The organism is Arhodomonas sp. AD133, from assembly GCF_051195215.1.
Taxonomy (GTDB): domain Bacteria; phylum Pseudomonadota; class Gammaproteobacteria; order Nitrococcales; family Nitrococcaceae; genus Arhodomonas.
In genome coordinates this window covers 1-22448 of sequence record NZ_JBNAZM010000063.1, presented here as the reverse complement: position 1 = coordinate 22448, position 22448 = coordinate 1, and the positions used below count along the sequence as shown (strand labels likewise).

21 protein-coding genes, 1 tRNA gene and 1 pseudogene are annotated in these 22448 nt (G+C 67.1%); 14 read left to right on the top strand and 9 right to left on the bottom strand.

The window, feature by feature from the left end:
- Positions 1–236: 236 nt before the first annotated feature.
- The 6 genes from ACPEES_RS21045 to ACPEES_RS21020 all read right to left on the bottom strand — a co-directional run bounded on the left by ACPEES_RS21045 (position 237) and on the right by ACPEES_RS21020 (position 7024).
- Positions 237–1940, bottom strand: coding sequence for a S8 family serine peptidase (locus ACPEES_RS21045; RefSeq protein WP_435105995.1), 1704 nt, complete (start codon positions 1938–1940; stop codon positions 237–239).
- Positions 1941–2254: 314 nt separating this feature from the next.
- A tRNA-Phe gene (locus ACPEES_RS21040) sits at positions 2255–2330 on the bottom strand.
- A gap of 23 nt (positions 2331–2353) precedes the next feature.
- Complete coding sequence (locus tag ACPEES_RS21035) at positions 2354–3295, bottom strand: MBL fold metallo-hydrolase (protein WP_435105993.1); 942 nt, start codon at positions 3293–3295, stop codon at positions 2354–2356.
- A gap of 83 nt (positions 3296–3378) precedes the next feature.
- Positions 3379–3648, bottom strand: coding sequence for an oxidative damage protection protein (locus ACPEES_RS21030; protein WP_435105991.1), 270 nt, complete (start codon positions 3646–3648; stop codon positions 3379–3381).
- On the bottom strand, positions 3645–4715 hold the full coding sequence (gene mutY / locus ACPEES_RS21025; RefSeq protein ID WP_435105997.1) for an A/G-specific adenine glycosylase: 1071 nt from the start codon (positions 4713–4715) through the stop codon (positions 3645–3647). The genes ACPEES_RS21030 and mutY overlap by 4 nt, the downstream gene beginning before the upstream one ends.
- 8 nt (positions 4716–4723) lie before the next feature.
- Positions 4724–7024: an AsmA family protein gene (locus ACPEES_RS21020; protein ID WP_435105989.1), complete on the bottom strand. Its 2301-nt coding sequence runs from the start codon at positions 7022–7024 to the stop codon at positions 4724–4726.
- Positions 7025–7251: 227 nt separating this feature from the next.
- Between ACPEES_RS21020 and ACPEES_RS21015 the strand changes: the two genes are divergently transcribed.
- From ACPEES_RS21015 to ACPEES_RS21000, 4 genes and pseudogenes are all read left to right on the top strand, one after another.
- Positions 7252–7758, top strand: coding sequence for a host attachment protein (locus ACPEES_RS21015; RefSeq protein WP_435105987.1), 507 nt, complete (start codon positions 7252–7254; stop codon positions 7756–7758).
- Positions 7759–7851: 93 nt separating this feature from the next.
- Positions 7852–8151 (top strand): ferritin family protein, encoded by a 300-nt coding sequence (locus ACPEES_RS21010; RefSeq protein WP_435105985.1) that lies wholly within the window; start codon positions 7852–7854, stop codon positions 8149–8151.
- Positions 8152–8302: 151 nt separating this feature from the next.
- Positions 8303–8458: pseudogene (locus ACPEES_RS21005) on the top strand (CorA family divalent cation transporter); the annotation flags it as partial.
- A 279-nt stretch (positions 8459–8737) separates the two neighbouring features.
- A complete protein-coding gene (locus ACPEES_RS21000; protein WP_435105983.1) occupies positions 8738–8920 on the top strand; it encodes a hypothetical protein in 183 nt (60 codons plus the stop codon).
- 227 nt (positions 8921–9147) lie between these two features.
- Here ACPEES_RS21000 and ACPEES_RS20995 read toward each other — a convergent pair whose 3' ends face one another.
- The 3 genes from ACPEES_RS20995 to ACPEES_RS20985 all read right to left on the bottom strand — a co-directional run bounded on the left by ACPEES_RS20995 (position 9148) and on the right by ACPEES_RS20985 (position 12764).
- Entirely contained in the window at positions 9148–10716 is a 1569-nt protein-coding gene (locus tag ACPEES_RS20995; RefSeq protein WP_435105981.1) for an aldehyde dehydrogenase (NADP(+)), read from the bottom strand.
- 40 nt (positions 10717–10756) lie between these two features.
- A complete protein-coding gene (locus ACPEES_RS20990) occupies positions 10757–11758 on the bottom strand; it encodes a 4-hydroxyproline epimerase (RefSeq protein ID WP_435105978.1) in 1002 nt (333 codons plus the stop codon).
- A 103-nt stretch (positions 11759–11861) separates the two neighbouring features.
- On the bottom strand, positions 11862–12764 hold the full coding sequence (locus ACPEES_RS20985; protein ID WP_435105976.1) for a dihydrodipicolinate synthase family protein: 903 nt from the start codon (positions 12762–12764) through the stop codon (positions 11862–11864).
- A gap of 163 nt (positions 12765–12927) precedes the next feature.
- Here ACPEES_RS20985 and ACPEES_RS20980 point away from each other — a divergent pair, with 163 nt between their 5' ends.
- The 10 genes from ACPEES_RS20980 to ACPEES_RS20935 all read left to right on the top strand — a co-directional run bounded on the left by ACPEES_RS20980 (position 12928) and on the right by ACPEES_RS20935 (position 22381).
- Positions 12928–13629 carry a GntR family transcriptional regulator gene (locus tag ACPEES_RS20980; protein ID WP_435105974.1) on the top strand — a complete coding sequence of 234 codons (702 nt, stop codon included), beginning with the start codon at positions 12928–12930 and terminating at the stop codon, positions 13627–13629.
- 10 nt (positions 13630–13639) lie between these two features.
- Positions 13640–14743: a cis-3-hydroxy-L-proline dehydratase gene (locus ACPEES_RS20975; RefSeq protein ID WP_435105972.1), complete on the top strand. Its 1104-nt coding sequence runs from the start codon at positions 13640–13642 to the stop codon at positions 14741–14743.
- A gap of 362 nt (positions 14744–15105) precedes the next feature.
- The gene (locus ACPEES_RS20970) at positions 15106–16227 is read left to right on the top strand and encodes a branched-chain amino acid ABC transporter substrate-binding protein (protein ID WP_435105970.1); all 1122 of its coding nucleotides are present in this window, start codon (positions 15106–15108) and stop codon (positions 16225–16227) included.
- Between the two features lie 66 nt (positions 16228–16293).
- Positions 16294–17208 carry a branched-chain amino acid ABC transporter permease gene (locus ACPEES_RS20965; protein ID WP_435105968.1) on the top strand — a complete coding sequence of 305 codons (915 nt, stop codon included), beginning with the start codon at positions 16294–16296 and terminating at the stop codon, positions 17206–17208.
- Position 17209: 1 nt separating this feature from the next.
- Entirely contained in the window at positions 17210–18190 is a 981-nt protein-coding gene (locus tag ACPEES_RS20960; RefSeq protein ID WP_435105966.1) for a branched-chain amino acid ABC transporter permease, read from the top strand.
- A gap of 17 nt (positions 18191–18207) precedes the next feature.
- Positions 18208–18984 (top strand): ABC transporter ATP-binding protein, encoded by a 777-nt coding sequence (locus ACPEES_RS20955; protein ID WP_435105964.1) that lies wholly within the window; start codon positions 18208–18210, stop codon positions 18982–18984.
- Positions 18984–19706, top strand: coding sequence for an ABC transporter ATP-binding protein (locus tag ACPEES_RS20950; protein WP_435105961.1), 723 nt, complete (start codon positions 18984–18986; stop codon positions 19704–19706). The genes ACPEES_RS20955 and ACPEES_RS20950 overlap by 1 nt, the downstream gene beginning before the upstream one ends.
- Complete coding sequence (locus ACPEES_RS20945; protein WP_435105959.1) at positions 19703–20986, top strand: FAD-dependent oxidoreductase; 1284 nt, start codon at positions 19703–19705, stop codon at positions 20984–20986. Before ACPEES_RS20950 ends, ACPEES_RS20945 begins: the two co-directional genes overlap by 4 nt.
- Positions 20976–22118: an NAD(P)/FAD-dependent oxidoreductase gene (locus ACPEES_RS20940; protein WP_435105957.1), complete on the top strand. Its 1143-nt coding sequence runs from the start codon at positions 20976–20978 to the stop codon at positions 22116–22118. The genes ACPEES_RS20945 and ACPEES_RS20940 overlap by 11 nt, the downstream gene beginning before the upstream one ends.
- Positions 22115–22381, top strand: coding sequence for a 2Fe-2S iron-sulfur cluster-binding protein (locus tag ACPEES_RS20935; RefSeq protein ID WP_435105955.1), 267 nt, complete (start codon positions 22115–22117; stop codon positions 22379–22381). Before ACPEES_RS20940 ends, ACPEES_RS20935 begins: the two co-directional genes overlap by 4 nt.
- Positions 22382–22448: the final 67 nt, after the last annotated feature.

The window sequence follows — 22448 nt, the reverse complement described above, 5'->3', positions numbered from 1 at the left end:
CTATCTCATTGGCGGCAAGCTCAGCCATCTGCCGGCTTCACCCTACACCACAACATCTAGGGCCCAGCCAGCGTGAGATCCGAGCCCCGTTACCCACACAAATCACGAAGGCGCCCAGGAAGAACGGGAAATGCCGGACGCGGGCGATGTCGTGGCGGAGTCGGCGAAGGGACGAATTCCGCCGCAGCGGGGAGCTTCAGCCCCTCCCGCGCCGCCGGGAGGGGCTGAAAGCGATCTCACGGTGCGTTTATCGTGATCGCGGTTCCGTCACTGTCTCCGTCCGGATCCTCATTTGCAGCGCTGTCGTACGTGCCGTCGTCGTAGGCGATGTTCGTCACCGTGAACGTCACACTTTTGGTGCCCTGCTTGAGGTTGCCCTTGCTCAGCAGACAAGTGCCGCTGAACCCGGTTGTGCAGGAAACGTTGCCGCTGGCGCCATCACTCCAGGCACCGCTTACGGCCGCCCCCGTCAGCAGCTGCGCGGTATCGTCATGAACGGTGACGGTCACTTCGGCAGTCCACCGCCCGGGACGGTCGGTTGTCGCGGTCCCGTCGAGATCGCCAATATGCACGCTCGACGTGCCACTCGCCGACCCATCGTCGGCAAGGGCCCGCCGGACATTGAGGCGGCCGTTGCCGGTCCATGCCAGAAAATCCTGTCCCAACGCTCCCGTCTTGTCCGCACCCGTCTCGAGGCTGGCACGAACGTCGGCGTTCGTCGCCGCCGGACCATGATGCGCCCGCACGAGAGCGGCAGCACCGGCCACTACGGGGGAGGCCATCGACGTGCCCGACAACCATGCGTAGCAGTCGATCTGGCCACAGTATTCCTCGGATACGGTGGAAAAGACGGTGTGGCCGGGCGCGGCCAGGGACACCCAGTCACTGCCGAAATTGGAGAAGGAAGCCAGATTGTCGTGCCAATCGGTCGCCGCCACGGCGATGACTTCATCGAAGGCAGCGGGGTACATGCGCGTGGGTGCGTAATCGTTCGCCGCAGCGGCAACCAGCACCACGCCGTTCGCCCACGCATACTGCGCCGCATCGGCCTCGGCAGCGGAACCCGATGGGCCGGCGTAGCTCATGTTCACCACTGCGTACCCCATGTCCGCTGCATGGATCATGGCCTGCGCGGACGCCGCCGAATCACACAACCCGACGACGCCGTACAGGGGATCCTGATACTCGTAGCAGACCTTCAACGACGCGAGGCCGGAAGACCAGCCGACGCCGGCGACACCGTGGTCATTGTTCGTAATGGCGGCGGCGATGCCGGCGACATGCGTGCCGTGGCCCAGGATGTCGGTGGTCCCGTACTCGCTCGGCCCGAAGTTCGTCTCCTCGACGCATTTGCCCGCGAGATCCGGATGATCGCAGTCGATTCCTGTATCGAGGATCGCGATCACCTCGGCCGGGCTGCCGGTGTTGATATCCCAAGCTTCCGTCGCATCGATGTCGGCATCGACGCTTCCCTCGATGGCCCCGAGCTCTCCGGTGACCTGATCGTAGAAGAACGCCTGTCCGTCGTTGTGAAGTCCCCACTGCTCATTGAAGAAATCCAGTGTCGTCCCCGGCTGATACGGCCACGGCTCGCTGCCCTCGTCGGGAATGATCACGGGCCGCAGGTAGTTGAGCTCCGCGTAGCGGACGTTGGGGTTTTGCCGATACGCCGCGAGCGCCCGGGTCTCGGCGTTCACCCCCACTGATACGACCTGTGCTGCGATGGCATCCATCGTTCGCACCACCTGTGCGCCAACCTGCTCATGTGCCTGCGCCCTGGCGACGGTCGCGGCCCCGGGCGCGAAACCAACCACCACCTGACCGGGAACGAACGCGGGAAGCCGCTGCGAATGATCGATGATCGTTGGCCCCTGCGCGGCCTGCGCCATCCCCCAGACGAGCCCGAGAAAGAAAACCGGAAACAAGCCCCATACACGCATCACACCGCCTCCTCCGCCAGTACACCACAAGCCGGTCACACGCCCCGAGTATGACCCGGCGCACACTTCCTTCCATCGAGAATCGTGATGCGGTTGGTGTTTCCTCGACCGGCGGTAGCTTCACTCTGAACCGTGCGAATGAATGCGGCGCGTCGTCGGGCAAGTGGGGGCGAACGATGCCACCAGCTCCTGCTGGACTGCCCCGTCCGGACCGCCCCACATCCGCACATTAGGGACAGGAGTCAGTGACAATGGATGGCCCGGAAACGAAAAAGCCCGGCACATCTGTGGCCGGGCTTTTGCGCTTGATCTGTTGGTGGCCAGGGAGAGAATCGAACTCCCGACACGGGGATTTTCAATCCCCTGCTCTACCGACTGAGCTACCTGGCCTTGAGGTGCGGTATTCAACCGGATTAGGGACGGGGCGTCAAGGGGGGGGCGAAGACGATCGTGCCGTTCGTCATGGCGCGCTCGAGCGCCCCCTGGTGCCAGAGATGGTTGAGGTGTGCGATGGCCTCGCCCATGGCGAAGAACAGGCTGTGCGCGTCGAGCTCCCGGTCGAAGAGGATCGGCAACGCATCGGCGGCGGTCAGCGGTTTCTCCCGTGCAGCAACCAGGAGATCTGTCAGGTGCTGCTCGTGGTGCCCGCGTATCTCGGCGATGCGGTGATGAATGCCGTAGAACGGGCGTCCGTGGGACGGCAGCACCAGCGTATCGGCGGGCAACGCCTCCAGGGCGGCAAACGACGCGAGGTAGGCATCGAGCGGGTCGGCCTCCGGCTCGCGCGGGCTTACGCTGACATTGCTCGTAATCCGCGGCAGGAGTTGATCGCCGGCGATGAGCACGCCATCTTGCTCGCGGTAGAGGCAGGCGTGCTCCGGTGCGTGGCCGCGGCCAACGATGACCCGCCATTGCGCCCCGGCCAGCGGCACTATCGAATCATGCCGGAGCGTTGTCTCGAAGCGCGGCAGACCGTCCACCAGCGGCCGGTAGGTGTTGCCGCGTTCACGGATTCGCGCTGCCGGGTCGGGCTCCAGCCCATGGGCGCTGAAGAGCTCGGCAAGCTCGTCACCGGCGTCCGCGTCGGCGAGGCCGTATATGCGCTCGGCAGCCGCCGCCTCGCCATGGGTGGTGACGACCTCAGCGTCGGTGCACGCTTGCAGCCACCGCGCCAGGCCCATGTGATCGGGGTGAAAATGGGTGAGGACGATGCGCCCGGGCACCCACTCGTCCAGCAGCCGCGTCCAGTGCTCGCGACAGACGTCGGTGGCGATACCGGTATCCACGAGCACGCTCTCGCCGCCGCCATCGAGCCACCACAGATTGATGTGGTCGAGCGCGAAAGGCAGTGGCATGCATAGCCAGCGCACCCCCTCAGCCACCGCCACCGGCGTCCCGTGCGACGGGCGCGGCAGGGGATAGTGAAGCGCCCGGCGACTCACCCCTCGGGATTGTAGTCCGGTGGCAGCTCGGAGCCCGTGCCGAAGAAGAACTTCTCCATCTCCTTCTCCAGGAACTCCCGCGCCTTCGGGTCCATAGGGGAGAGGCGGTACTCATTGATGAGCATGGTCTGGTGCTGCAGCCACATCTGCCAGGCCTCTTTCGAGATCTGCTCGTAGATGCGCTGCCCGAGCTCGCCCGGATACGGCGGTTTGCTCATGCCCTCGGCCTCACGGCCGAGCTTCACGCAATGCACGGTACGGGTCATACGCCCTCCAAACCCTCGAGTAATCGGGTGACCGGGGCGGCGAGGCCGCGCCGGTCGCTGGTAGCGGCGTTATACCAGACCTGCCCCGGGCCATCCATGACCGCCCGTGCCGGGCCAGCGACCCGGGCGCGAAGGGGATGTATATCCAGGGCGAAATGAGTGAACACGTGACGGAAGACGTCCCAGTGCTCCACGGTGTCGATGTCCAGACCGAAGCGCTCACGGGCCTCGGCGGCGGGATCGGCGTCGAGATCGCATTCCGGCGGGCACCAGAGCCCTCCCCAGATACCCGAGGGCGGGCGGCGGACCAGCAGCACTTCCTCGCCGCGGGTGATGAGCAGCATACGAGTCGCGCGCACCGGCTTGTCGCGTTTCGGCCGCCGCCCCGGGTATTCCGCCTGCCGGCCCTGGGCGCGCGCCTCGCAGCCCGCCGCAACGGGGCAGAGCTCGCAGCGCGGGCGGCTGCGGGTACATACCGTCGCTCCCAGGTCCATCATGGCCTGGTTGTAAGCGGCCGGACGATCACCCGGCGTGTGCTGCTCGGCGAGGTGCCAGAGCGCCCGCGCGACCGGGCTGCGCCCCGGCCAGCCATCCACGGCGTGGTAGCGCGCGAGCACGCGCTTGACGTTGCCATCGAGAATGGCATGGCGCTCGCCACGGGAGAGCGAGAGAATCGCGCCGGCAGTGGAACGTCCGATCCCCGGCAGCCCCTGCACCTGCTCCACATCGCGGGGAAACTCACCGCCGTATTCGGTAACCAGGACGTTGGCGGCACGGTGGAGGTTGCGTGCCCGGGCGTAGTAGCCGAGGCCCGACCAAAGGTGGAGGACCTCGTCCACCGGCGCCGAGGCAAGTGCACGCACATCCGGGAAGCGCTCCATGAAGCGCAGGAAATACGGTACCACGGTGGTCACCTGGGTCTGCTGAAGCATGACCTCCGAGACCCAGACACGGTACGGGGTCGCCGGCTGCTGCCAGGGCAGATTGTGCCGGCCGAAGCGGTCGTACCAGTCCAGCACCGCCGCTGCGAAATCGATCGTCTCCACCTTCTGGCCGTCCTTGCGCATCGCCGTACTCACCGTCCCAGCAATCCCTCTAACTCACCCTTGATCCGCTCTTTCACGTCGTCTCCTTCCTCCGGGGCCTTGCCGGACTCGCCATCCGCCTCGTCCTGCCCGTCCCCCTTCGCACCACTCTCAGCCGCCGCGTCATCGTCATCCTCGCCGCCCAGCCGACTCTTGAGTTTGCCCATGAGCTCGCCGCGCTTGCGCTCGACCTCCTCTTTGGCCTTCTTCTCCAGGGTCTCTTTCTCCTCGGCGATCCTGGCCTTGGTGGCGCCTTTCATCGCCTCGCCCAGGGCCAGCTCGATCTCCGGCTTCGCGAATGGCCCGCGAATGCGTAGCGGCACGGGAATACGGCGAAGCTCCCCGAGCCCCGCTCCACCTTGCCCTGCCAACGTGTCGACCACGTTAACGGTGAGGTTGTAGTCCACCGATCGCTCCATGAGGTCGGCGCGCCCCTCACCGGTGATCCGCAGCAACGGCGTCTTCGCCTCCAGATCTCGGTTGCGCACCGTCGCGCCGGCCAGTTCCAGCGTCCCCGTGAGGGCGCTGAAATCGGTGCGCCGCGGCGCGTCGGACTCCGGCACCTGCTCACCGCGCAAGCGCGCCACGCCCTGGCGCAGCATCTGGGCGATGTTGAACCCCTTGACCGCACCATCGCGGAACTCGAACCGGGCCTGTCCGTTCATGGCGGCCAGCAGCGCGTCCGTATCCTTGCCCTCGGTCGTCGCCTGCAGCGAGACGTCGGCGATCCCGAGCAGCTTGTCGAAATCGGCGACATCGCCCAGCAACGGCTCCGCCTGCACGCCATTGAGCTGCTCGTCCACGCGGATGCGCGGCGATTCTCCGGTGGCATCCACCCGCACATCCCCGCGGTACTTCCCACCATAGAGTGCCGCGGCGAGCGGATGGACGCGGAGGCGGCCGTCGGCGGCCCGGATCACCAATTCCACATCGCTGGCACGGGCCCCGCTGACAACGAGCTCGTCCACGGTGAGCCGGCCGTCGAGGCGCAGTGCTCGTAGCCTATCGACGGGGATCTCGCCCACGCCGGCAGCAGCACCGCCACCGGGCGTGGCGACCGGCTCTCCGCCCTCGCCCGGAGGTGGCAGATAGCGATCCACGTCGAGGCGATCCACCGCTAGCTGGAAGGCGATGGCGGGAGATGCTGCGGCGATGTCGCTCACTTCCGCGTGCCCTTTGAGCGTCGTGTCGTCGAGCGCGACACCAAGCGGCTCCACGCGCAGCGTGCCGTCGGCGAAGCGCAACTCGGCATCGGCGGTGAGGCGGGAGAGCGCTTCGCCGTCCCGGGTGTCCGGCGGTTCGATGGCGAGCGCCTCGAGCACCGCACGGGGACTGACCTCCGCCAGGCTCAGCGACGCCGCCGCCACCACGCCCTGTTCGGCGGTGCGGGCCTCGGCCTCGCCCGCCAGTCGCATCTCGGCGGCTTCGGCCGCCAGATCGGTGAGACGGTAAATGCCACCCGCGAGATCGGCGTCGAGATTCGCGCTTACGGAGGCTGTCTGCTCGCCGGCGGGAACGGACTCGCCGGTGACGGTTAGCGAGAGTTCGATCGCCTGGGCCCGGGCCTTGCGCAGCGCCGGCCCCACCTCGATGTCGCTCGTAAGCGTCCCGTTCAGCGCGGGACCGCCGGGCATCTCGGCCTGCCAACTCGCCTCCAGGGACACAGGGGCACCGAAGCGCACATCCTCCAGCGTCAGATCGAACGGATCGACCACGGCGGTCACGTCGGCGGCCTCGTCACGATAGAGCACCCGCGCGTCGATGATCTCGACGCCTGCCAGCCGGGCGTTGCGGATCACCGCCGGCAGCGCGGAGGTGTCACCTTCCTGCTGGACCGGGCGCAACGAGGCGGGTTGCAGCCGCGCCGCGGCCGCCGCCTGTTGCGCCCGGGGCCCGAACTGCTGCCAGTTGGCCTCGCCGGCGCTATTGCGTACCAGACGGACCTGCGGCCGGCGAACCGTGACCGTATCGAGCTGCAGATCACCGGAGAGCAACGGCCATACGGCCACGCCCAGCGTCAGTGATTCCGTGGTGACGAATGGTTCGTCACCGAATCCCGACGCATCGGCGAGGCTGACACCGGCGACGCTGATACCGAGGCGCGGGAAGAAGGTCAGGTCGAGCTCGCCGTCGATGCTCAGCGCCCGCCCGGTCTGGCGCTCGACGGCAGCAGCGATCTCGTCACGATAGTCGTTGGGGTCGACGAACACGACTGCGGCGGCGATCGCGACCACAACGACGGCTACGACGATGGCGATCGCGTAGCCAATCCACTTCAGTATCTTACGCATGGCACGTTCCCTCATGACACGGGGCTCGCCCAGGGCTCCTGGCGAACATTGTATCGGCCGCAGGCGTGCGTCTGCCTACCTTCTATAATGCGGATGAATGCATGATGGCCTTGGTGTCCTGTTCCACGACACTAGAATCAGAGACAAAAGCCCCCATATGCGTCCATGTCGGCTCCATTCACCCGCACACGGCCACCGTAAGGATGGCTTAATACCGGGAGGGGACCATGAGTCTAGTCTGTGTTGTCGCCGCTGAAGGCGCTCGGGCGCGTTTCTTCACCCTGGAACACTCGGAGGTGCCGGAACTGGAAGGCGGCCCCGATCTCATCGAGCACGAATCCCTCGCCAACCCTCGCCACCGCGCCCATCACGAGAAGATATATTCCGACGCCCGCGGCGGCCGCAACCAGGGGCCCACCGGGCAGGCCTTCGGCTACGACGAACACCGCGACGGCTTCCAGGAAGAACTCGAGGGGCGATTCGCCCGTACCATCGCCGAGCAGCTCGGCAGGATCTCCCAACGCAACGGTCCCCGGCGAGTGATCCTCTGCGCCGAGAAGCAAATGCTCGGCTTCCTTCGCAGTGCGCTCAACGGCAGTGCCGGCAACGGTATGCGCATTACCGAGGTCCCCAAGGATCTAACCAAGCTGCCCGCACAGGAGCTCCATGCCCGCCTCGCTGACGACGGGCTGATGCCCGCGCGCCGCAGCGGCGCTGGCGGTTCCGGCGCTTGAATGAACGCCGCCGGGTCCCAACTAAAGGCATTGGCGTCACGATAACCCCCACAAGGTCGCCGATCGCACGAACAACGACTCGAGAGGATGAGCATGGCAGCCGGAAGCGACAGCTATCACGAGCCTTTGGAGGAACTTAGCGAAGACACGCGCCTACACCATCAGGCACTGGTCTCGCTGCAGGAGGAGCTCGAGGCGGTGGACTGGTACCGCCAGCGCGCCGACGCCTGCAAGGACGACGAGCTCCGCGAGATCCTTCTGCACAACATGCGTGAAGAGCTCGAACATGCCTGCATGTGCCTGGAGTGGCTGCGACGCCGCTACCCGGACTTCGACAAGCAGATGCGCGAGTTCCTGTTCACCGACGGCCCGATCATGGAGCACGAGCACTGATCCGCGCCCGCCACGGCGTATCTGACGGCCCGCCAACGGCGGGCCGTTGTCTATGTAGCCGGTAGTCGCACAACGGCAATTGCCCCACACTGGGGGCATGGAACCGGTCAGCGCCCCAGCGGAGCCATGAGCGCCCCCCGACCGAGCCCACCTGCGCGAGCGGGAAACGCTCGCCACGCGGTTGTCGGACCAGATGAACCGCACCATTACGTTCTCTCTCGTGGCGACGCTGTTCCTGCCACTGGGGTTCATCACCGGCCTGCTCGGCGTCGACGTCGCTGGCATGCCCGGCAGCGACGATCCGACAACATTCATGGTGCGGTACCTGACCCTGGTCGGCGTAGGCGGCGCGAGCCCGGGTTGCCCCCGAACCACTCAGGCGCTCTGGCATATGACAACGCCCCGGAGAAGATTGCTCTCAGGGGGTTTACCCAGGGAAAGTTTCATCGCACACTCTGCGGCCTTGTCGCAGCGCCGCATTGGCGCTTGGGGTCCGCACCCGCCTTCACCCACGGGCACACGAGGGCGGCGATGCGGAGACATCGGGGGATATCGAGCAGACACGATTCTGCGGCAGGAGGTAGCCATGCCGGCAACTCGCCAGGAGCACTGCCGTGTGGAGTACCGGGGCAAAGAGATCGTCATCCGGGGGCCTTCCAGCGAGATCCACCGCGAAGCGGACCGAATCATCAAGCGCTTCGCGTGCAGTGCGACGCCGTACCGCCTCGCCCGCGAGCATGAGGACCAGGTCGTGCTGAAGCCGGCCTGAGGAAGCGGCGCTACGCGCAGAGCGGCGATTGCCGGCGGCAAGCGGCCGATGGCGGGCGTCTCCGCGACAAAGGGGCAACACCCCCCTTCGTAGTCGGAGACACCCGGTGGAACAGCTCTACGCGTCCGGGTTTCGGGTATCGGACCGCAAACCTGCGGCCCGCGGCACGGGCTTGCGCCACTCGGAGCTTACCGCTTGAAACGCGGCGGCGCAGAGCGCCGCCGTCACTATCGCCACTCGCCGTCAACGAGGCGGCGCAACCCGAGGGGGTTGTCGTCCCGCAGCGGTTCGGGCAACGCGGCGGCGGGAAAGTCCTGGTAGCAGACTGGTCGGAGGAAGCGCTCGATCGCCCGGGTACCCACCGAGGTGGTGCGCGAATCGGTGGTCGCCGGGTACGGTCCGCCGTGGACCATGGCGTGGCAGACCTCCACCCCCGTGGGGAAACCGTTGACGAGCACGCGCCCGGCCCGCGCCTCCAGCGCACTCACCAGCTCCACGTGATCCACCAGCTCCGTCTCCGTCGCATGCACAGTGGCGGTGAGCTGGCCGGCGAGACCTTCGGCGGCGGCACTCAGGCTCTCCTCGTCCGGCACCTCCACGATAAGCGACGCCGGCCCGAACACCTCCTCGGCGAGCGCCGGATTGGCGCGGAAGGTGGCGAGATCCGTCCGGTAGAGCCGTGCGCAGACGCGGCCGTCATCAGCCGCACCTGCGGCAACGCGGGTGACACCGGGCACCGCCTCCAGACGCTCGGTACCCGCCTCGTAGGCCGAGAGAATGCCACCGTGGAGCATCACGCCTGCAACGCTGTCGGCCACCGCGGCCGACGCCCGCTCCACGAACGTCTCAAGCCCCTCGCCGCGCACCGCGAACACCAACCCCGGGTTGGTGCAGAACTGACCGCAGCCGAGGTTCAGCGACGCGACATAGCCGTCGGCGATCGCGGCGCCGCGCTCGCCGAGTGCGCCAGGCATGAGGAACATGGGGTTGACGCTACCCATCTCCGCGTACACGGGAATCGGCTCTGGCCGCTCTGCGGCAAGGCGCGCAAGCGCCATGCCCCCGCGGTGCGAACCGGTGAACCCCACCGCCCGGATCGCGGGATGACGTACCAACGCGGCCCCGAGCTCATGGCGCGCGCCGTGGAGCAAAGAGAACACGCCCGGCGGCACCTCACAGCGCTCGATGGCACGCCCCACAGCCTCGGCGACGATGGCCGCGGTACCCGGATGGCCGGGATGCCCCTTCACCACCACCGGGCAACCCGCCGCCCAGGCGGATGCGGTGTCGCCACCGGTCGTGGAGAAGGCAAGCGGAAAGTTGCTGGCACCGAAGACCGCCACGGGCCCCAAAGGCACCTGGAACTGGCGAACGTCCGGCTTCGGCGCGGGCTCCCGCGCCGGGTCGCCGTGGTCGATGCGTACGCCGAGGAAATCCCCCGCGCGCACCACCGTCGCGAACAACCGCAGCTGCCCGGTGGTGCGGCCCAGCTCGCCGCGGATACGGGCCTCGGGCAAACCGGTCTCCGCCGGCGTGCGCTGCACCAGCGCCTCGGCGCTGGCGTCGAGCTCGTCGGCGACCGCCTCCAGGAACTCGGCGCGTCGCTGCAGCGACAACGCGCGCCAGGCTGGCGCGGCCTCGGCGGCGGCCCGGCAGGCCCGATCGACCTCATCCGCGGTGGCCTCGTGGAAGGCCGGCTCGACAGGCGTGCCGCTTGCCGCATCGGTGGCCTGGAAACGCTCCCTGCTGGCGGCGGATCGCACACCACCGAGGACGTGCTCACTGCTTGCTTGCATAGGTTCCTCCGTTGACGGGAACGGTTGTCGACCGTGCCGTCTACTTGACCGTAAAACCGTGAGCGAACGGATCGCGGTCGTCGATGAAAATGGTGTTATAGCCAGTGATGCGCGCCCAACCGGCGATACTCGGCATGATGCCGCGGTGCTCGCCGATCGTCGTCTCCGCCTCCACGCGCCCCTCGAAGAGACTGCCGATGATGCTCTCGTGGACGAAGGTTCCGCCCACGCCGAGCTTGCCGCGGCCGTGGAGCTGGGCCATGCGCGCGGAGGTACCGGTACCGCAGGGCGAGCGATCGATGGCGCGCTCGCCGTAGAACACCGCGTTGCGCGCATCCGCACCCGGCTCGCGCGCCGGTCCGGTCCACATCACGTGGCTCACCCCGCGAATGGTCGGGTTCTCCGGGTGCACCGGTTGAATGATGGTGTTCAAGCGCTCACGCACGATGGGCGAGAGCCTCAGGATCTCGTCCACGGTTAGCGCATCCAGGCCCTCGAAACCCGGCTGGGGTTCGAAAATCGCGTAGTAGTTGCCGCCGTAGGCGATGTCGCAGGTGAGCTCGCCGAGGCCGGGCACGTCCACCGCGACGTCCGTGGCGGCGAGATAAGCACCCACGTTGAACAATCGCACACGATCCACGTAACGTTCGTCCGCCTCGTATTCCACACCCACGAGCCCCGCCGGGGTCTCAAGGTTGAGCCGGCCCGGCTCCCTGGGCGTGACGAAACCTTCCTCCAGCGCCACGGTCACCGTGCCGATGGTGCCGTGACCGCACATGGGCAGGCAGCCGGAGGTCTCGATGAAGAGCACGCCGATATCACAGTCCTCGCGCAGAGCGGGATAGAGAATCGACCCGGACATCATGTCGTGCCCGCGGGGCTCGAACATCAGCCCCCGGCGGATCCAGTCGTACTCGCGCAGGAAGTGCTGGCGGTAGTCGCTCAGCGACTCCCCTTCCAGACGCGGTCCGCCGCCGGCGACCACCCGCACCGGGTTGCCGCAGGTATGGGCGTCCACGCACATGAAGGTATGTCGGGCCATCGTTTGACTCCATGCCGGTCGGGCCATGCAAGAGACGATCGAACCCGCCTACACGGATTCGACCTGAACTATGGGTGCTCAGCGGCGGGGAAACCAGCGCCGCTCAGTCGAGTGACGGCCGGTTGGCGAGCGCCCGCTCGATGGTGTCGATGACGTAGGCGCGCTGATCGCCTTCCAGGGTCAGGCGCGGCGCGCGCACGGTCTCGCTGCCGCGCCCCGCGACCTGCTCGGCGAGTTTGATCATCTGGACGAGCTTAGGATGAACGTCCATGTGCAGCGCGGGCATCATCCAGCGGTAGATCTCGATGGCCTTGTCGAGCCGTCCCGCCTGCCAGTGATCGTAGATGGCAACGGTTTCCGCCGGGAATACATTGGCAAAGCCCGAGACCCAGCCCTGGCAGCCCAGGACCATGCACTCCAGGGCCACGTCGTCGACGCCGGACATGAGCGCGAGCGCCTGCGGGTCCTGGTTGATGATGTCGGTGATCCGGCGCGGATCCTCGGAGGACTCCTTGACCGAGACGATGTTGTCGGTGCCCCGAGCTAGCTCCACGAGCGCCGGCGGCTCGATATCAATGCCGTAAACACCCGGGTTGTTGTAGATCTGCACGGGCAGATCCACGGCCTCGGCGGTAGTACGGATGTGGGTAACCACCTCGCGTACGTCGGCCTTGTAGACCATGGCGGGCAGCACCATGAGACCGTCGGCGCCCAGGCGCTCGCAGTCGCGCGCGTAGTCGACGGCGAGATCGGTGGTGTACTCCGCCACGCCGGAGATCACCGGCACGCGACCACCAGCCACCTCCACCGTGGAGGCGATGATACGGCGCTTCTCTTCCGCGGTGAGCGAGGTGTTCTCGCCGACACTGCCGAGCATCACCAGCCCGTGGACGCCGTCAGCGATCATCTGCTCCACCATGCGCTGGTTGGCCTCGATGTCCAGCGCGCCGTCGGGCTTCATCTGCGTGGTGGCGGCCGGGTAAATGCCGCGCCAATCGACTTGCATCGCGTGCTCCTCCTTCAGGGAAAAAGCGGATCACTCCGCTGGCTTGTGCTGCATGTATATTGTATAAAATATATATACGGCGCAACGGCAGTCAATTACCTCGGGCGCGAGTGCTACCATCGACAATCTCGCCAAACGACCAACGTGGAGGCCGAACGAGCTCATGAGTACCCCTGGAGATCCCCGCCGACTCAAACGCCAGACCATGTCGGCGGCGCTCACGGACGAGCTGCGCGAACGCATCCTCAGCCTGGACATCCCCGAGGGCGAACAGCTCCGCCAGGACAGCCTCGCCGCGGAATTCGGCGTCAGCCGCATCCCCGTGCGCGAGGCGCTGCTGCAGCTCGAGGGCGAGGGGCTGGTGACGTTGTCGGCGCACAAGGGCTACACCGTGACCGTGCTCTCGCTGGAGGAGATCCGCGAGCTCTTCGATTTGCGCGCGCTGATCGAAGTGGATCTTCTCCAACGCGCGATACCGCGGCTCGACGACGCCGCCATCACGCGGGCGCGGGAACTGCTCGTCACCTTCGACGACATGCTCGTCCATGGCACCCAGGAACGCGACTGGGGCCAGCTCAACTGGGAACTCCACGCCGCCCTCTACGAGCCCGCCGGGCGCCCGCGGACGATGCGCATCGTGCACAACCTCCACCGCAATGCCGACCGCTACCTGCGCCTGCAACTCAAGCTTACCCAACGCACCAACGAGCGCGCCCGCGACGAGCACAACCGCCTCGTGCACCTGTGCGCCGAGCGCGACATGGCCGAGGCGAGCCGACTGCTCAACGAACACATCCTCGCGGCGCGGGACGACCTGGTCGCCTTTCTGGCGGAGCGCCGACAACACGAAGCCCAGCACGAATAGGAGCGAATCCATGCGCATCACCGGCATCCGAGTGCATCAAGTAGACCTGCCCCTGCACGAAGGCGGCTATAGCTGGTCGGACGGCAACCGGGTGGAGGTCTTCGACGCCACCGTCGTCGCCGTGGAAACGGATGCGGGGATTACCGGCTACGGCGAGGTCTGCCCCCTGGGCCCGACCTACCTGCCGGCCTATGCCGCCGGCGCACGCACAGGCCTCGCGGAACTTGCGCCCTCCCTGATCGGCGCCGACCCGACCGAGCTGCTCGCCATCGACCGGCTCATGCATCGTGCCCTGCGCGGCCACAACTACGTGAAAACCGCCGTGGACGTGGCGTGCTGGGACATCCTCGGCCAGGTCACGGGCCAGCCCGTGTGCACCCTGCTCGGCGGACGCTTCGGCAACGACTTTCCGCTCTACCGCGCCATCTCCCAGGACACGCCCGAGGCCATGGCCGCGAGCGTGGCGAGCTATCGCGACGCCGGCTACGCCACCTTCCAGCTCAAAGTCGGCGGCGATGCGGACACGGACATCGAACGCATCCGCGCCTGCGCCGCCGAGCTCGGCCGCGAGCACACCCTGGTCGCCGACGCCAACACCGGCTGGCTGCCCCACGAGGCGCTGCGTGTCGCCGCCGCGGTACGTGACATCGACGTCTACATCGAGCAGCCGTGCATGACCTACGAGGAGTGCCTGACAGTGCGCCGGCACACCGACCGGCCGTTCGTGCTCGACGAGGTGATCGACGGCGTGCCGGTGCTCCTGCGCGCCCTCGCCGACCACGCCATGGATGCCATCAACATCAAGATCTCGAAGGTTGGCGGCCTCACGCGGGCGCGGCGACTGCGCGACCTGTGCCTGGAGGCCGGTATCACCATGACCCTGGAAGACAGCTGGGGCGGGGATATCGCCACCGCGGCCATCGCCCACCTCGCTCACAGCACCCCCGCGGAATGGCGATTCTCGGTGACCGACTTCAACAGCTACGTCACCGTGCGCACTGCCGAAGGCGCACCGCGGCGCGAGCAGGGCCGTCTCGCCGCAGGCACCGGACCCGGGCTGGGTATCATCCCCATCGCCGCCGCACTCGGCGAACCGGTCTATCGTTCAGTGTGAAAGCACGCCCCGGGTTGCGGGGCGCGATCTCAAATTGTATAAAATATACCGACGATAACCACGAACGTGGCCGCCAGAGCCACGACGGAGGAGAGCCGAGGTGTATACGGGACGCGTAACGGGGCGCATTGCCTCACCGCGACCATTGGCGGTCACTGGTGCGCCGGCACCAGTCGCCGCTTCGCACCTAACACCCCGACTCCCCACCAGAACCGTTATCGGGTCACTGTCTTCAGCGAATCACCGTTCCATCAGACCCGTCTCGTCCGCCCCGCCCGACCTCGGTGTCGGCCGTGGCGACTTGCGGCCCAGGCTGCGCCCATGAAGCGCAATACCAAAGCGATGACGTGAGGAGAGAGAGTATGACGATTCGCCTTCACCATCTCGCCGCCGCGGCGGCTCTTCTGGCCTTCGGCACCGCAGGGACCGTCTCCGCCCAGGAGACGATCACCGTGGGTGTCCAGGTTCCCACCACGGGCCCGGAGGCCACCTATGGCACTGACATGAAGAACGCCATGGAGATCGCCGTCGACGAGATCAATGCCAATGGCGGGCTGCTCGGGCGCCAGGTGGAGATCCTGGTCGGTGACTCCGCCTGCGATCCCCAGCAGTCGGTCAACGCCGCGAGCAAGCTCGCCTCGTCCGACGTCGTGGGCGTGGTCGGCGGCTACTGCTCGGGAGCGACACTGCCGACGCTGAAGACCTACGGCGACGCCAATACGCCGTTCGTCATCACCGCCGCCAACTCCACCAAGCTCATCCCGGCAAACCCGGGCAACGCCTTCATGATCAACTCCACCGGCTTCGACCAGGTGGCCAAGGCCGTGGAATTCTTCGAGTCCCAGGGCATCGAGAAGCTCGCCATCGTCGACCAGGGTGATGCCTACTCCCAGGATCTCGCCACGCTGACAGCCGACGAGTGGAACAAGCGCGGCCATACGGTGGTAACCTCGGAGACGGTCAACAAGGGCGAGCAGAGCTTTTCCTCGCTGGTGACCAAGATCAAGTCCGGCGGCGCCGACGCGGTGTTCTGGACGGCCTACTACGCCGACGGCGGACTGCTCATCCGTCAGCTTCGCCAGGGCGGCTACCAGGGGCTGATCGCAGTGGGTGACGGCTCCAACTCGCCGAAGCTCTTCGAAATCGCCGGCCGTGCCGCAGAGGGCGTTTACTGCTTCTCCAACCCGACCGCGGAGTTCCTGCCCGGTGCCAAGCAGTTCATCGAGGCCTACGCCGAAAACTACAACGGCCATGCCCCGGGACCGTACTCGGCGCTTTCCTATGACGGCATGAAGCTCATGGCATGGGCCATCGAGGAAGCCGGCTCCACCGAGCCGGACGCCATCCGCCAGGCGCTCGCCTCCGTCGACGGCCAGAGCTGGCTCACGGGTGCGATTTCGTTCACGGACAAGAACACCCTCGCCCGCTCCAACTTCATCATCCTCAAGGGTGAGGGTGGCGCCTGGACGCTGAACTCCAAGTAACCATGAAACCGGCGGGGGCATCCGCCCCCGCCGGCGATGACCGCAATTCCCCGGGGAGCGACTCCCATGGCTCTGACCGATATTCTGCTTCAGCAGCTCGTCAACGGGCTGGTGCTGGGCTCTTTCTACGCGCTGGTGGCGCTCGGTTACACGATGATCTTCGGCGTCATCAAGCTGCTCAACTTCGCTCACGGCGACATATACATGGTCGGCGCTTTCGTCGGCTTCGGCGTGCTCGCGCTGGTTTCCGGGCTGGTCGGCGCCGGCTGGGCGGGAATCTTTCTCGCGATGCTCATCTCCATGATCGTGGTCGGCTTCATTGGCGTAGTCATCGAGCAGGTGGCCTACCGGCCCATGCTCTCCGCGCCGCGGCTGTCCATCCTGATTACCGCGCTCGCGGTTTCCCTGGTTCTGCAAAACGGTGCCCTCGCCCTTACCGACGGCCAGGTCACCGCCTTCACCACAGACCTCGGCTTCGGCGGTGTTTCCCTCGGTACGGTGTACGTGAACTACACCCAGATCGTGCTCGTGGCCTCGGCGATCGTGCTGATGGTGGCGTTGGAGCTGTTCGTCTCCCGCACCATGTACGGCAAAGCCATGCGCGCGGTATCCCTGGACAAGGACATGTGCCGGCTTATGGGCATCAACGTCCAGCGGGTGATCGCCGTTACGTTCTTCGCGGGCTCGGCACTCGCCGCCGCCGCCGGCGTAATGGCCGGCGTGCAGTACGGCCGCATCTGGTACTTCATGGGCTTCCTGATCGGCCTGAAGGCCTTCACCGCCGCGGTGATCGGGGGCATCGGCAGCATTACCGGCGCCATGCTCGGCGGCCTGATCCTGGGGCTGCTCGAGGCTTTCGCCACCCAGATCCCCGGTATCGGCGGTGAATGGCGGGATGTCTTCACCTTCGCGGTGCTGATCCTCGTGCTGGTATTCAAGCCCACCGGCCTGCTGGGCCAGTCCGAAGTGGAGAGGATGTGACATGGCGATCAATCAACTGAACGCCCGTCCGTTGCCGCGGCCGCTGGCGAAACTATACGCCGCATTCGACGATCCGCGCCGGCGCTGGGCACTGTACGCGCTGCTCGTCGTCGCGTTGCTGGTGGCGCCCACTGTCCTCGGGCGCTACGGCACCGTGATCATGACCAACGCCCTGCTCTACGTGGTACTCGCTCTCGGGCTCAACGTGGTGGTGGGCTTCGCTGGCCTGCTGGACCTGGGCTACGCCGCCTTCTTCGCGGTGGGCGCCTATACCACCGGCATTCTCACCCAGGAGTTCGGCATGAACTTCTGGCTGACCATCCCGTTCGCGCTGCTCGCGGCGGCCATCGCCGGCGTGATCATCGGCGGGCCGACGCTGCGGCTGCGCAGCGACTACCTCGCCATCGTGACGCTGGGCTTCGGCGAGATCGTGCGCATCGCCGCGCGTAACCTGGAGATCACCGGCCGCGCCAGCGGACTGACCGGCATTCCCTCGCCGTCGCTCTTCGGCTGGGAGCTCTCCGGACCGATGGTGTTCTACTACGTCTTCGCCGCCCTCGCCGTGCTCGCGGTGATCGCCAGCTACCGCCTGCTCCACTCACGCCTCGGCCGTGCGTGGCTGTACGTGCGTCACGACGAGGACGCCGCCGAAGCCATGGGTATCAACCGGGTGCGCGTGAAGCTCGCCGCCTACATCATCGGCGCGATCTACGGTGCCATCGGCGGTGTCTTCTTCGCCGCCAATCTCGGGGCGATCTCGCCCGAGAGCTTCAGCTTCCAGCAGTCGGTGCTGGTGCTGATGGCGGTGATTCTCGGCGGCATGGGCAAAATCCCCGGGGTCATCGTGGGCGCGTTCATCATCATCCTGGGTCCGGAGCTACTGCGGGAAATCGGCTCACTGCGGCTGCTCGTCTTCGCGGTGATCCTGCTGCTGATCATGCTCTTCCGGCCCAGCGGCATCTGGCCGGGGCGCCGGTCCTAGGCGCGAGGAGGTTACCCATGCTTCTGCAACTCGAAGACATCGTCCTGCGCTTTGCCGGCAACACGGTCCTCGACAACGTACGCTTCGGCGTCGCCGAGGGCACCGTCGCGAGCCTCATCGGCCCCAACGGCGCCGGCAAGACGTCACTTTTCAACTGCATCACCGGCTTCTACCGGCCCCAGCAGGGCGCGATCACCTTCGCCGGCGAGCCGCTGTTGAAGCGCAAACCCCACGCGGTCACCCGTCTCGGAATCGCGCGCACGTTCCAGAACGTGCGCCTGTTCCGGGAGATGACCGTGCTCGAGAACGTCATGGCAGGCCAGCACTGCCGCTCACGTGCCGGAGCGCTGTCCGCCGTGCTGGCGCTGCCGGGACAACGCTCCGAAGAAGCGCACATCCGCAATGTCTGCGAGGATTGTCTGGAATTCGTCGGCATCGGCCACGAGGCCGACCGCACCGCCACCAACCTTGCCTATGGGCATCAGCGTCTGGTGGAGATCGCCCGGGCGCTGGCCACCGAGCCGCGACTGCTGCTGCTGGACGAGCCCGCGGCGGGGCTGAACAGCACCGAGAAGGCGGAGCTGGTTACGCTCATCCAGCGCATCCGTGACGAGCGCGGCGTCGCCGTACTGCTCATCGAGCACGACATGGGCCTGGTGATGGAGGTGTCCCAGTACATCACGGTACTCGACCACGGCCGGGTCATCGCGGAAGGCACGGCCGGGGAAGTGCAGGCGGACCCGGCGGTCATCGAAGCCTACCTGGGCCAGGACGAAGAGGAGCTCGCGCTGTAATGACCGATACCGTACTGAGCGTGCGCGACATCGAAGCCTTCTACGGCAAGATCCAGGCGCTGCGCGGCATCAGCCTGGAAGTCCGGCAAGGGCAGATCGTCGCATTGCTGGGCAGCAACGGGGCGGGCAAGAGCACGACGCTGAAGACCATATCCGGGCTCGTCCGGGGTCATGGCGGCGAGATCCGCTTCAACGACCGCGTGATCACGACCATGGCCGCCCACCACATCGCCCGCCTGGGCGTGGTTCACGTGCCGGAGGGACGGCGGGTGCTCCGCGGCCTGTCGGTACAGGAAAACCTGGAGCTCGGTGCCTTCACGGTCACCGATGCGGGCCTCAGGGCAAAGCGCCTGGAGGAGGTCTACGAGCTTTTCCCGCGCATGGCCGAGCGCCGCAACCAGGATGCCTCGCTGCTCTCCGGTGGCGAACAGCAGATGCTCGCCATCGGCCGGGCACTTATGCACGGCCCGGAAGTGCTGCTGCTCGACGAGCCGTCCATGGGACTCGCCCCCAAGCTCGTCACCGAAACGATGCGCATCATCAAGCGGCTCAACGAGCGGGGCGTGACCATTCTGCTCGTCGAGCAGAACGCCCGGGTGGCGCTGAAACTCGCCGACTACGGCTATGTGCTCGAGAATGGCACGGTTCGCATGGAAGGCGACGGCGCGACCTTGCGCGAGGACGAACGCATCATCCAGGCTTACCTGGGCGGAGCGGCATGAGTATGGGCGCGGGACATGCGGCAGTCGTGGGGGCCGGTCCCGCGGGTGAGGCCGCGACATGGGCATTGCTCGCCGCTGGCTGGCGAGTGAGCGTGTTCGACGAACAGCCCCGGCCAGGCGGCAACATCGGCCGCATTCGCCGGAATGCCCCGGCGACACCACTGGAGCGTGGCGACGATCGTCTGCACCTCCACCAGGGGGCGCGCGTGCTGCGGGTAGACGGCGACGGCACCGTGGAGTACCGCGGCCGCGGGGGAATCACGGCGCCCCGGTTCGACGGCATCGTTCTCGCCTGCGGCGCCTACGACCTGCACACGCCCATTCCGGGCACGCCTGCTCCGGGCGTCTGCAGCGCAGGAGCGCTCCAGGCACTCATGAAGGGTCAGGGCGTGGTGCCGGCCGGCCGCGTGATGATCGCCGGCGCCGGCCCGTTCCTGTACGTGGCCGCCGCCGGGTTGCTACGCGCGGGCGCGCAGGTCACCACTGTAGTGGACCGCCTCGGCATGCACGACTACGCCCGCCTGGCCCCTCTCGGCATCCACGCGACCGGCGATGCCCTCGCCTTCGCCCGCGATCAGGCGCTGCTGCGGCGCCACGGCGTGCGCCTGCTATGCGGCCATCGGCTGGAGACGGTGGAAGACGGCCATGCCGTGCTCGACGACGGCGAACGCCTCGCCTTCGACCGGCTCGGGCTCACCGAGGGTTTTGCCGCCCAGAGTCAGCTAGCGCGCACCGCGGGCTGCGAGCTGCGGTGGCACGAGCCGGGCGGCTACTTCGTTACCGTCACCGACGAGTGGGGGCGCAGCTCGGTACCGGGCGTACTCGTCTGCGGCGAGGGACAGGGTGTACGCGGCTGGCGTCACGCCCGCGTGAGCGGCGAGCTCGCCGCCCACGCGCTGCTCGCCGACCGTGAAGGCCAGGTAACGGACGCCACCCGCTATCGGCGTCTGTTGCGCCGGCGTGCGCGATTCGCGCGATTCGGCGAAGCGCTGGAGCGCATGATCGCCACCGGTCGGGAACGCCCCGCCGCAGAAGCGGTGCTCTGCGCCTGCGAGTCCGTACCGGCTGCGGAGGTGGAGGCGGCAGCGGACCTCAGGCTGCAGGATCTCTCCTCCATCAAGGTGGTGACCCGCTGCGGCATGGGTCCCTGTCAGGGCCGCTACTGCGAGCCCCATGTGGCCCGCTGCATCGAGCGCGCCGGCGGGCGGCCACGCGGCGCGCTCAACCAGCGCGGGCTAACGCGGCCGGTCACGGCAGGAGAGCTCGCCCATGACAGCTGACTGCATCGTCATTGGTTCCGGTATTATCGGCAGCTTCTCGGCGCTCGCGCTCCACGAACGCGGACTGCAAGTAGCCGTCGCCGACCGTGGGGGACTCGCACCGGGCACCTCGAGAAGCAGCGACGGCAACCTCCTGTGCTCGGACAAATCCGTGGGGCCGATGCTGGAGCTGTCGAGACGAAGTCTCGATCTGTGGGAGCGCTTCGCGACACACTACGGTAACCGGTGCGAGTACGACCCCAAGGGCTCCACCGTGGTGGCAAGAGGGCAGGAACAGGCCGCGGCACTCGCCGAGCATGTCACCACACACCGCGAAGCGGGCATTGACTGCGAGTTCGTCGACAGCGACTGGCACCGCCTCGAGCCCCACCTCGGGCCCGACACGACCGCCGTGGGCCACTGGCCGGCGGACGCCCAGGTTCAGCCCATGCTCGCCTGCTACCAGATCGCGCGCACGCTGAAAGACGGCGGTGTGCCCTATCGCTTCTACGAGGAGATCACCGCCCTCGAACCCGACGGTGACGGTGTCACTGTCGCCTTCTCCGGCGGCGAGCGCTGGCGGGCCGGACACGTGGTACTCGCCACCGGCGTGTGGAGCAACGAGCTACTCGCCCCACTGAACCTGGAGATCCCGGTGCGCCCGCGCAAAGGCCATATCTGCGTGCTCGAACGCGGGGACGTGACGGTGAACTCCAAGATCGCCGACTTCGGCTACAACGCCACCACCGAGGACACCAGCGGCGACGAGAGCACGGTGCAGACGGCGGCCATCATCGAAGCCACTCGCAGCGGGACGATTCTCTGCGGCAGCTCCCGGGAGTTCGCCGGCTTCGACCGCGGCGTGAATACCGACACACTGCGCCGGATCATGGCCGACTGCATCGGCATCGTGCCCGATCTGGCGCGCCTGCGCGTGATGCGCGCCTATGCCGGCCTGCGCCCGTTCTCGCTGGACGGCCTGCCCATCGTCGGCCCGGTGGATGTGGGTGGGCGCGTGATCGTGGCCACCGGCCACGAGGGCGCCGGCCACGGCCTCGCGCCGGTCACCGCGGAGCTGGTGGCTGCCTGCGTCGCGGACGGCGACTCCCACCCCTACGGTGGCGTGCTGCATCCGGGGAGGTTCCGAACATGAGCCGCGCCGGCTTTCGCTTCATCGACCCGCAACCGGAGACGGTCGAGGTCACCGTCGACGGCCGACCACACACGCTGCCTGCCGGGCGCAGCCTGCTCGCCGGTCTGCTCGGAGATGGCACGGGTATCGACTTCTTCTGCGCCATCGGCCAGTGCCAGCGCTGCCGCGTACGGGTCAACGGCGAAGTGGACATCGCCTGCCTGCGCGAGCCGCAGGCGGGAGATGTGATCGAGACGCGGGTTGAGGGACCGAAGAGATACTAATCTTCTCAGAAGTATTGTCATACGTCAGAGCACCACAGCGGCCCGGGGGCAAGACGCGTTCGCGCCG

What these genes read in the sequence shown, in the direction of transcription:
- ACPEES_RS21045 (WP_435105995.1), bottom strand. Translation starts at nt 1,940, where the DNA reads ATGCGTGTATGGGGCTTGTTTCCGGTTTTCTTTCTCGGGCTCGTCTGG.
- ACPEES_RS21035 (WP_435105993.1), bottom strand. Translation starts at nt 3,295, where the DNA reads ATGCCACTGCCTTTCGCGCTCGACCACATCAATCTGTGGTGGCTCGAT.
- ACPEES_RS21030 (WP_435105991.1), bottom strand. Translation starts at nt 3,648, where the DNA reads ATGACCCGTACCGTGCATTGCGTGAAGCTCGGCCGTGAGGCCGAGGGC.
- mutY (WP_435105997.1), bottom strand. Translation starts at nt 4,715, where the DNA reads ATGCGCAAGGACGGCCAGAAGGTGGAGACGATCGATTTCGCAGCGGCG.
- ACPEES_RS21020 (WP_435105989.1), bottom strand. Translation starts at nt 7,024, where the DNA reads ATGCGTAAGATACTGAAGTGGATTGGCTACGCGATCGCCATCGTCGTA.
- ACPEES_RS21015 (WP_435105987.1), top strand. Translation starts at nt 7,252, where the DNA reads ATGAGTCTAGTCTGTGTTGTCGCCGCTGAAGGCGCTCGGGCGCGTTTC.
- ACPEES_RS21010 (WP_435105985.1), top strand. Translation starts at nt 7,852, where the DNA reads ATGGCAGCCGGAAGCGACAGCTATCACGAGCCTTTGGAGGAACTTAGC.
- ACPEES_RS21000 (WP_435105983.1), top strand. Translation starts at nt 8,738, where the DNA reads ATGCCGGCAACTCGCCAGGAGCACTGCCGTGTGGAGTACCGGGGCAAA.
- ACPEES_RS20995 (WP_435105981.1), bottom strand. Translation starts at nt 10,716, where the DNA reads ATGCAAGCAAGCAGTGAGCACGTCCTCGGTGGTGTGCGATCCGCCGCC.
- ACPEES_RS20990 (WP_435105978.1), bottom strand. Translation starts at nt 11,758, where the DNA reads ATGGCCCGACATACCTTCATGTGCGTGGACGCCCATACCTGCGGCAAC.
- ACPEES_RS20985 (WP_435105976.1), bottom strand. Translation starts at nt 12,764, where the DNA reads ATGCAAGTCGATTGGCGCGGCATTTACCCGGCCGCCACCACGCAGATG.
- ACPEES_RS20980 (WP_435105974.1), top strand. Translation starts at nt 12,928, where the DNA reads ATGAGTACCCCTGGAGATCCCCGCCGACTCAAACGCCAGACCATGTCG.
- ACPEES_RS20975 (WP_435105972.1), top strand. Translation starts at nt 13,640, where the DNA reads ATGCGCATCACCGGCATCCGAGTGCATCAAGTAGACCTGCCCCTGCAC.
- ACPEES_RS20970 (WP_435105970.1), top strand. Translation starts at nt 15,106, where the DNA reads ATGACGATTCGCCTTCACCATCTCGCCGCCGCGGCGGCTCTTCTGGCC.
- ACPEES_RS20965 (WP_435105968.1), top strand. Translation starts at nt 16,294, where the DNA reads ATGGCTCTGACCGATATTCTGCTTCAGCAGCTCGTCAACGGGCTGGTG.
- ACPEES_RS20960 (WP_435105966.1), top strand. Translation starts at nt 17,210, where the DNA reads ATGGCGATCAATCAACTGAACGCCCGTCCGTTGCCGCGGCCGCTGGCG.
- ACPEES_RS20955 (WP_435105964.1), top strand. Translation starts at nt 18,208, where the DNA reads ATGCTTCTGCAACTCGAAGACATCGTCCTGCGCTTTGCCGGCAACACG.
- ACPEES_RS20950 (WP_435105961.1), top strand. Translation starts at nt 18,984, where the DNA reads ATGACCGATACCGTACTGAGCGTGCGCGACATCGAAGCCTTCTACGGC.
- ACPEES_RS20945 (WP_435105959.1), top strand. Translation starts at nt 19,703, where the DNA reads ATGAGTATGGGCGCGGGACATGCGGCAGTCGTGGGGGCCGGTCCCGCG.
- ACPEES_RS20940 (WP_435105957.1), top strand. Translation starts at nt 20,976, where the DNA reads ATGACAGCTGACTGCATCGTCATTGGTTCCGGTATTATCGGCAGCTTC.
- ACPEES_RS20935 (WP_435105955.1), top strand. Translation starts at nt 22,115, where the DNA reads ATGAGCCGCGCCGGCTTTCGCTTCATCGACCCGCAACCGGAGACGGTC.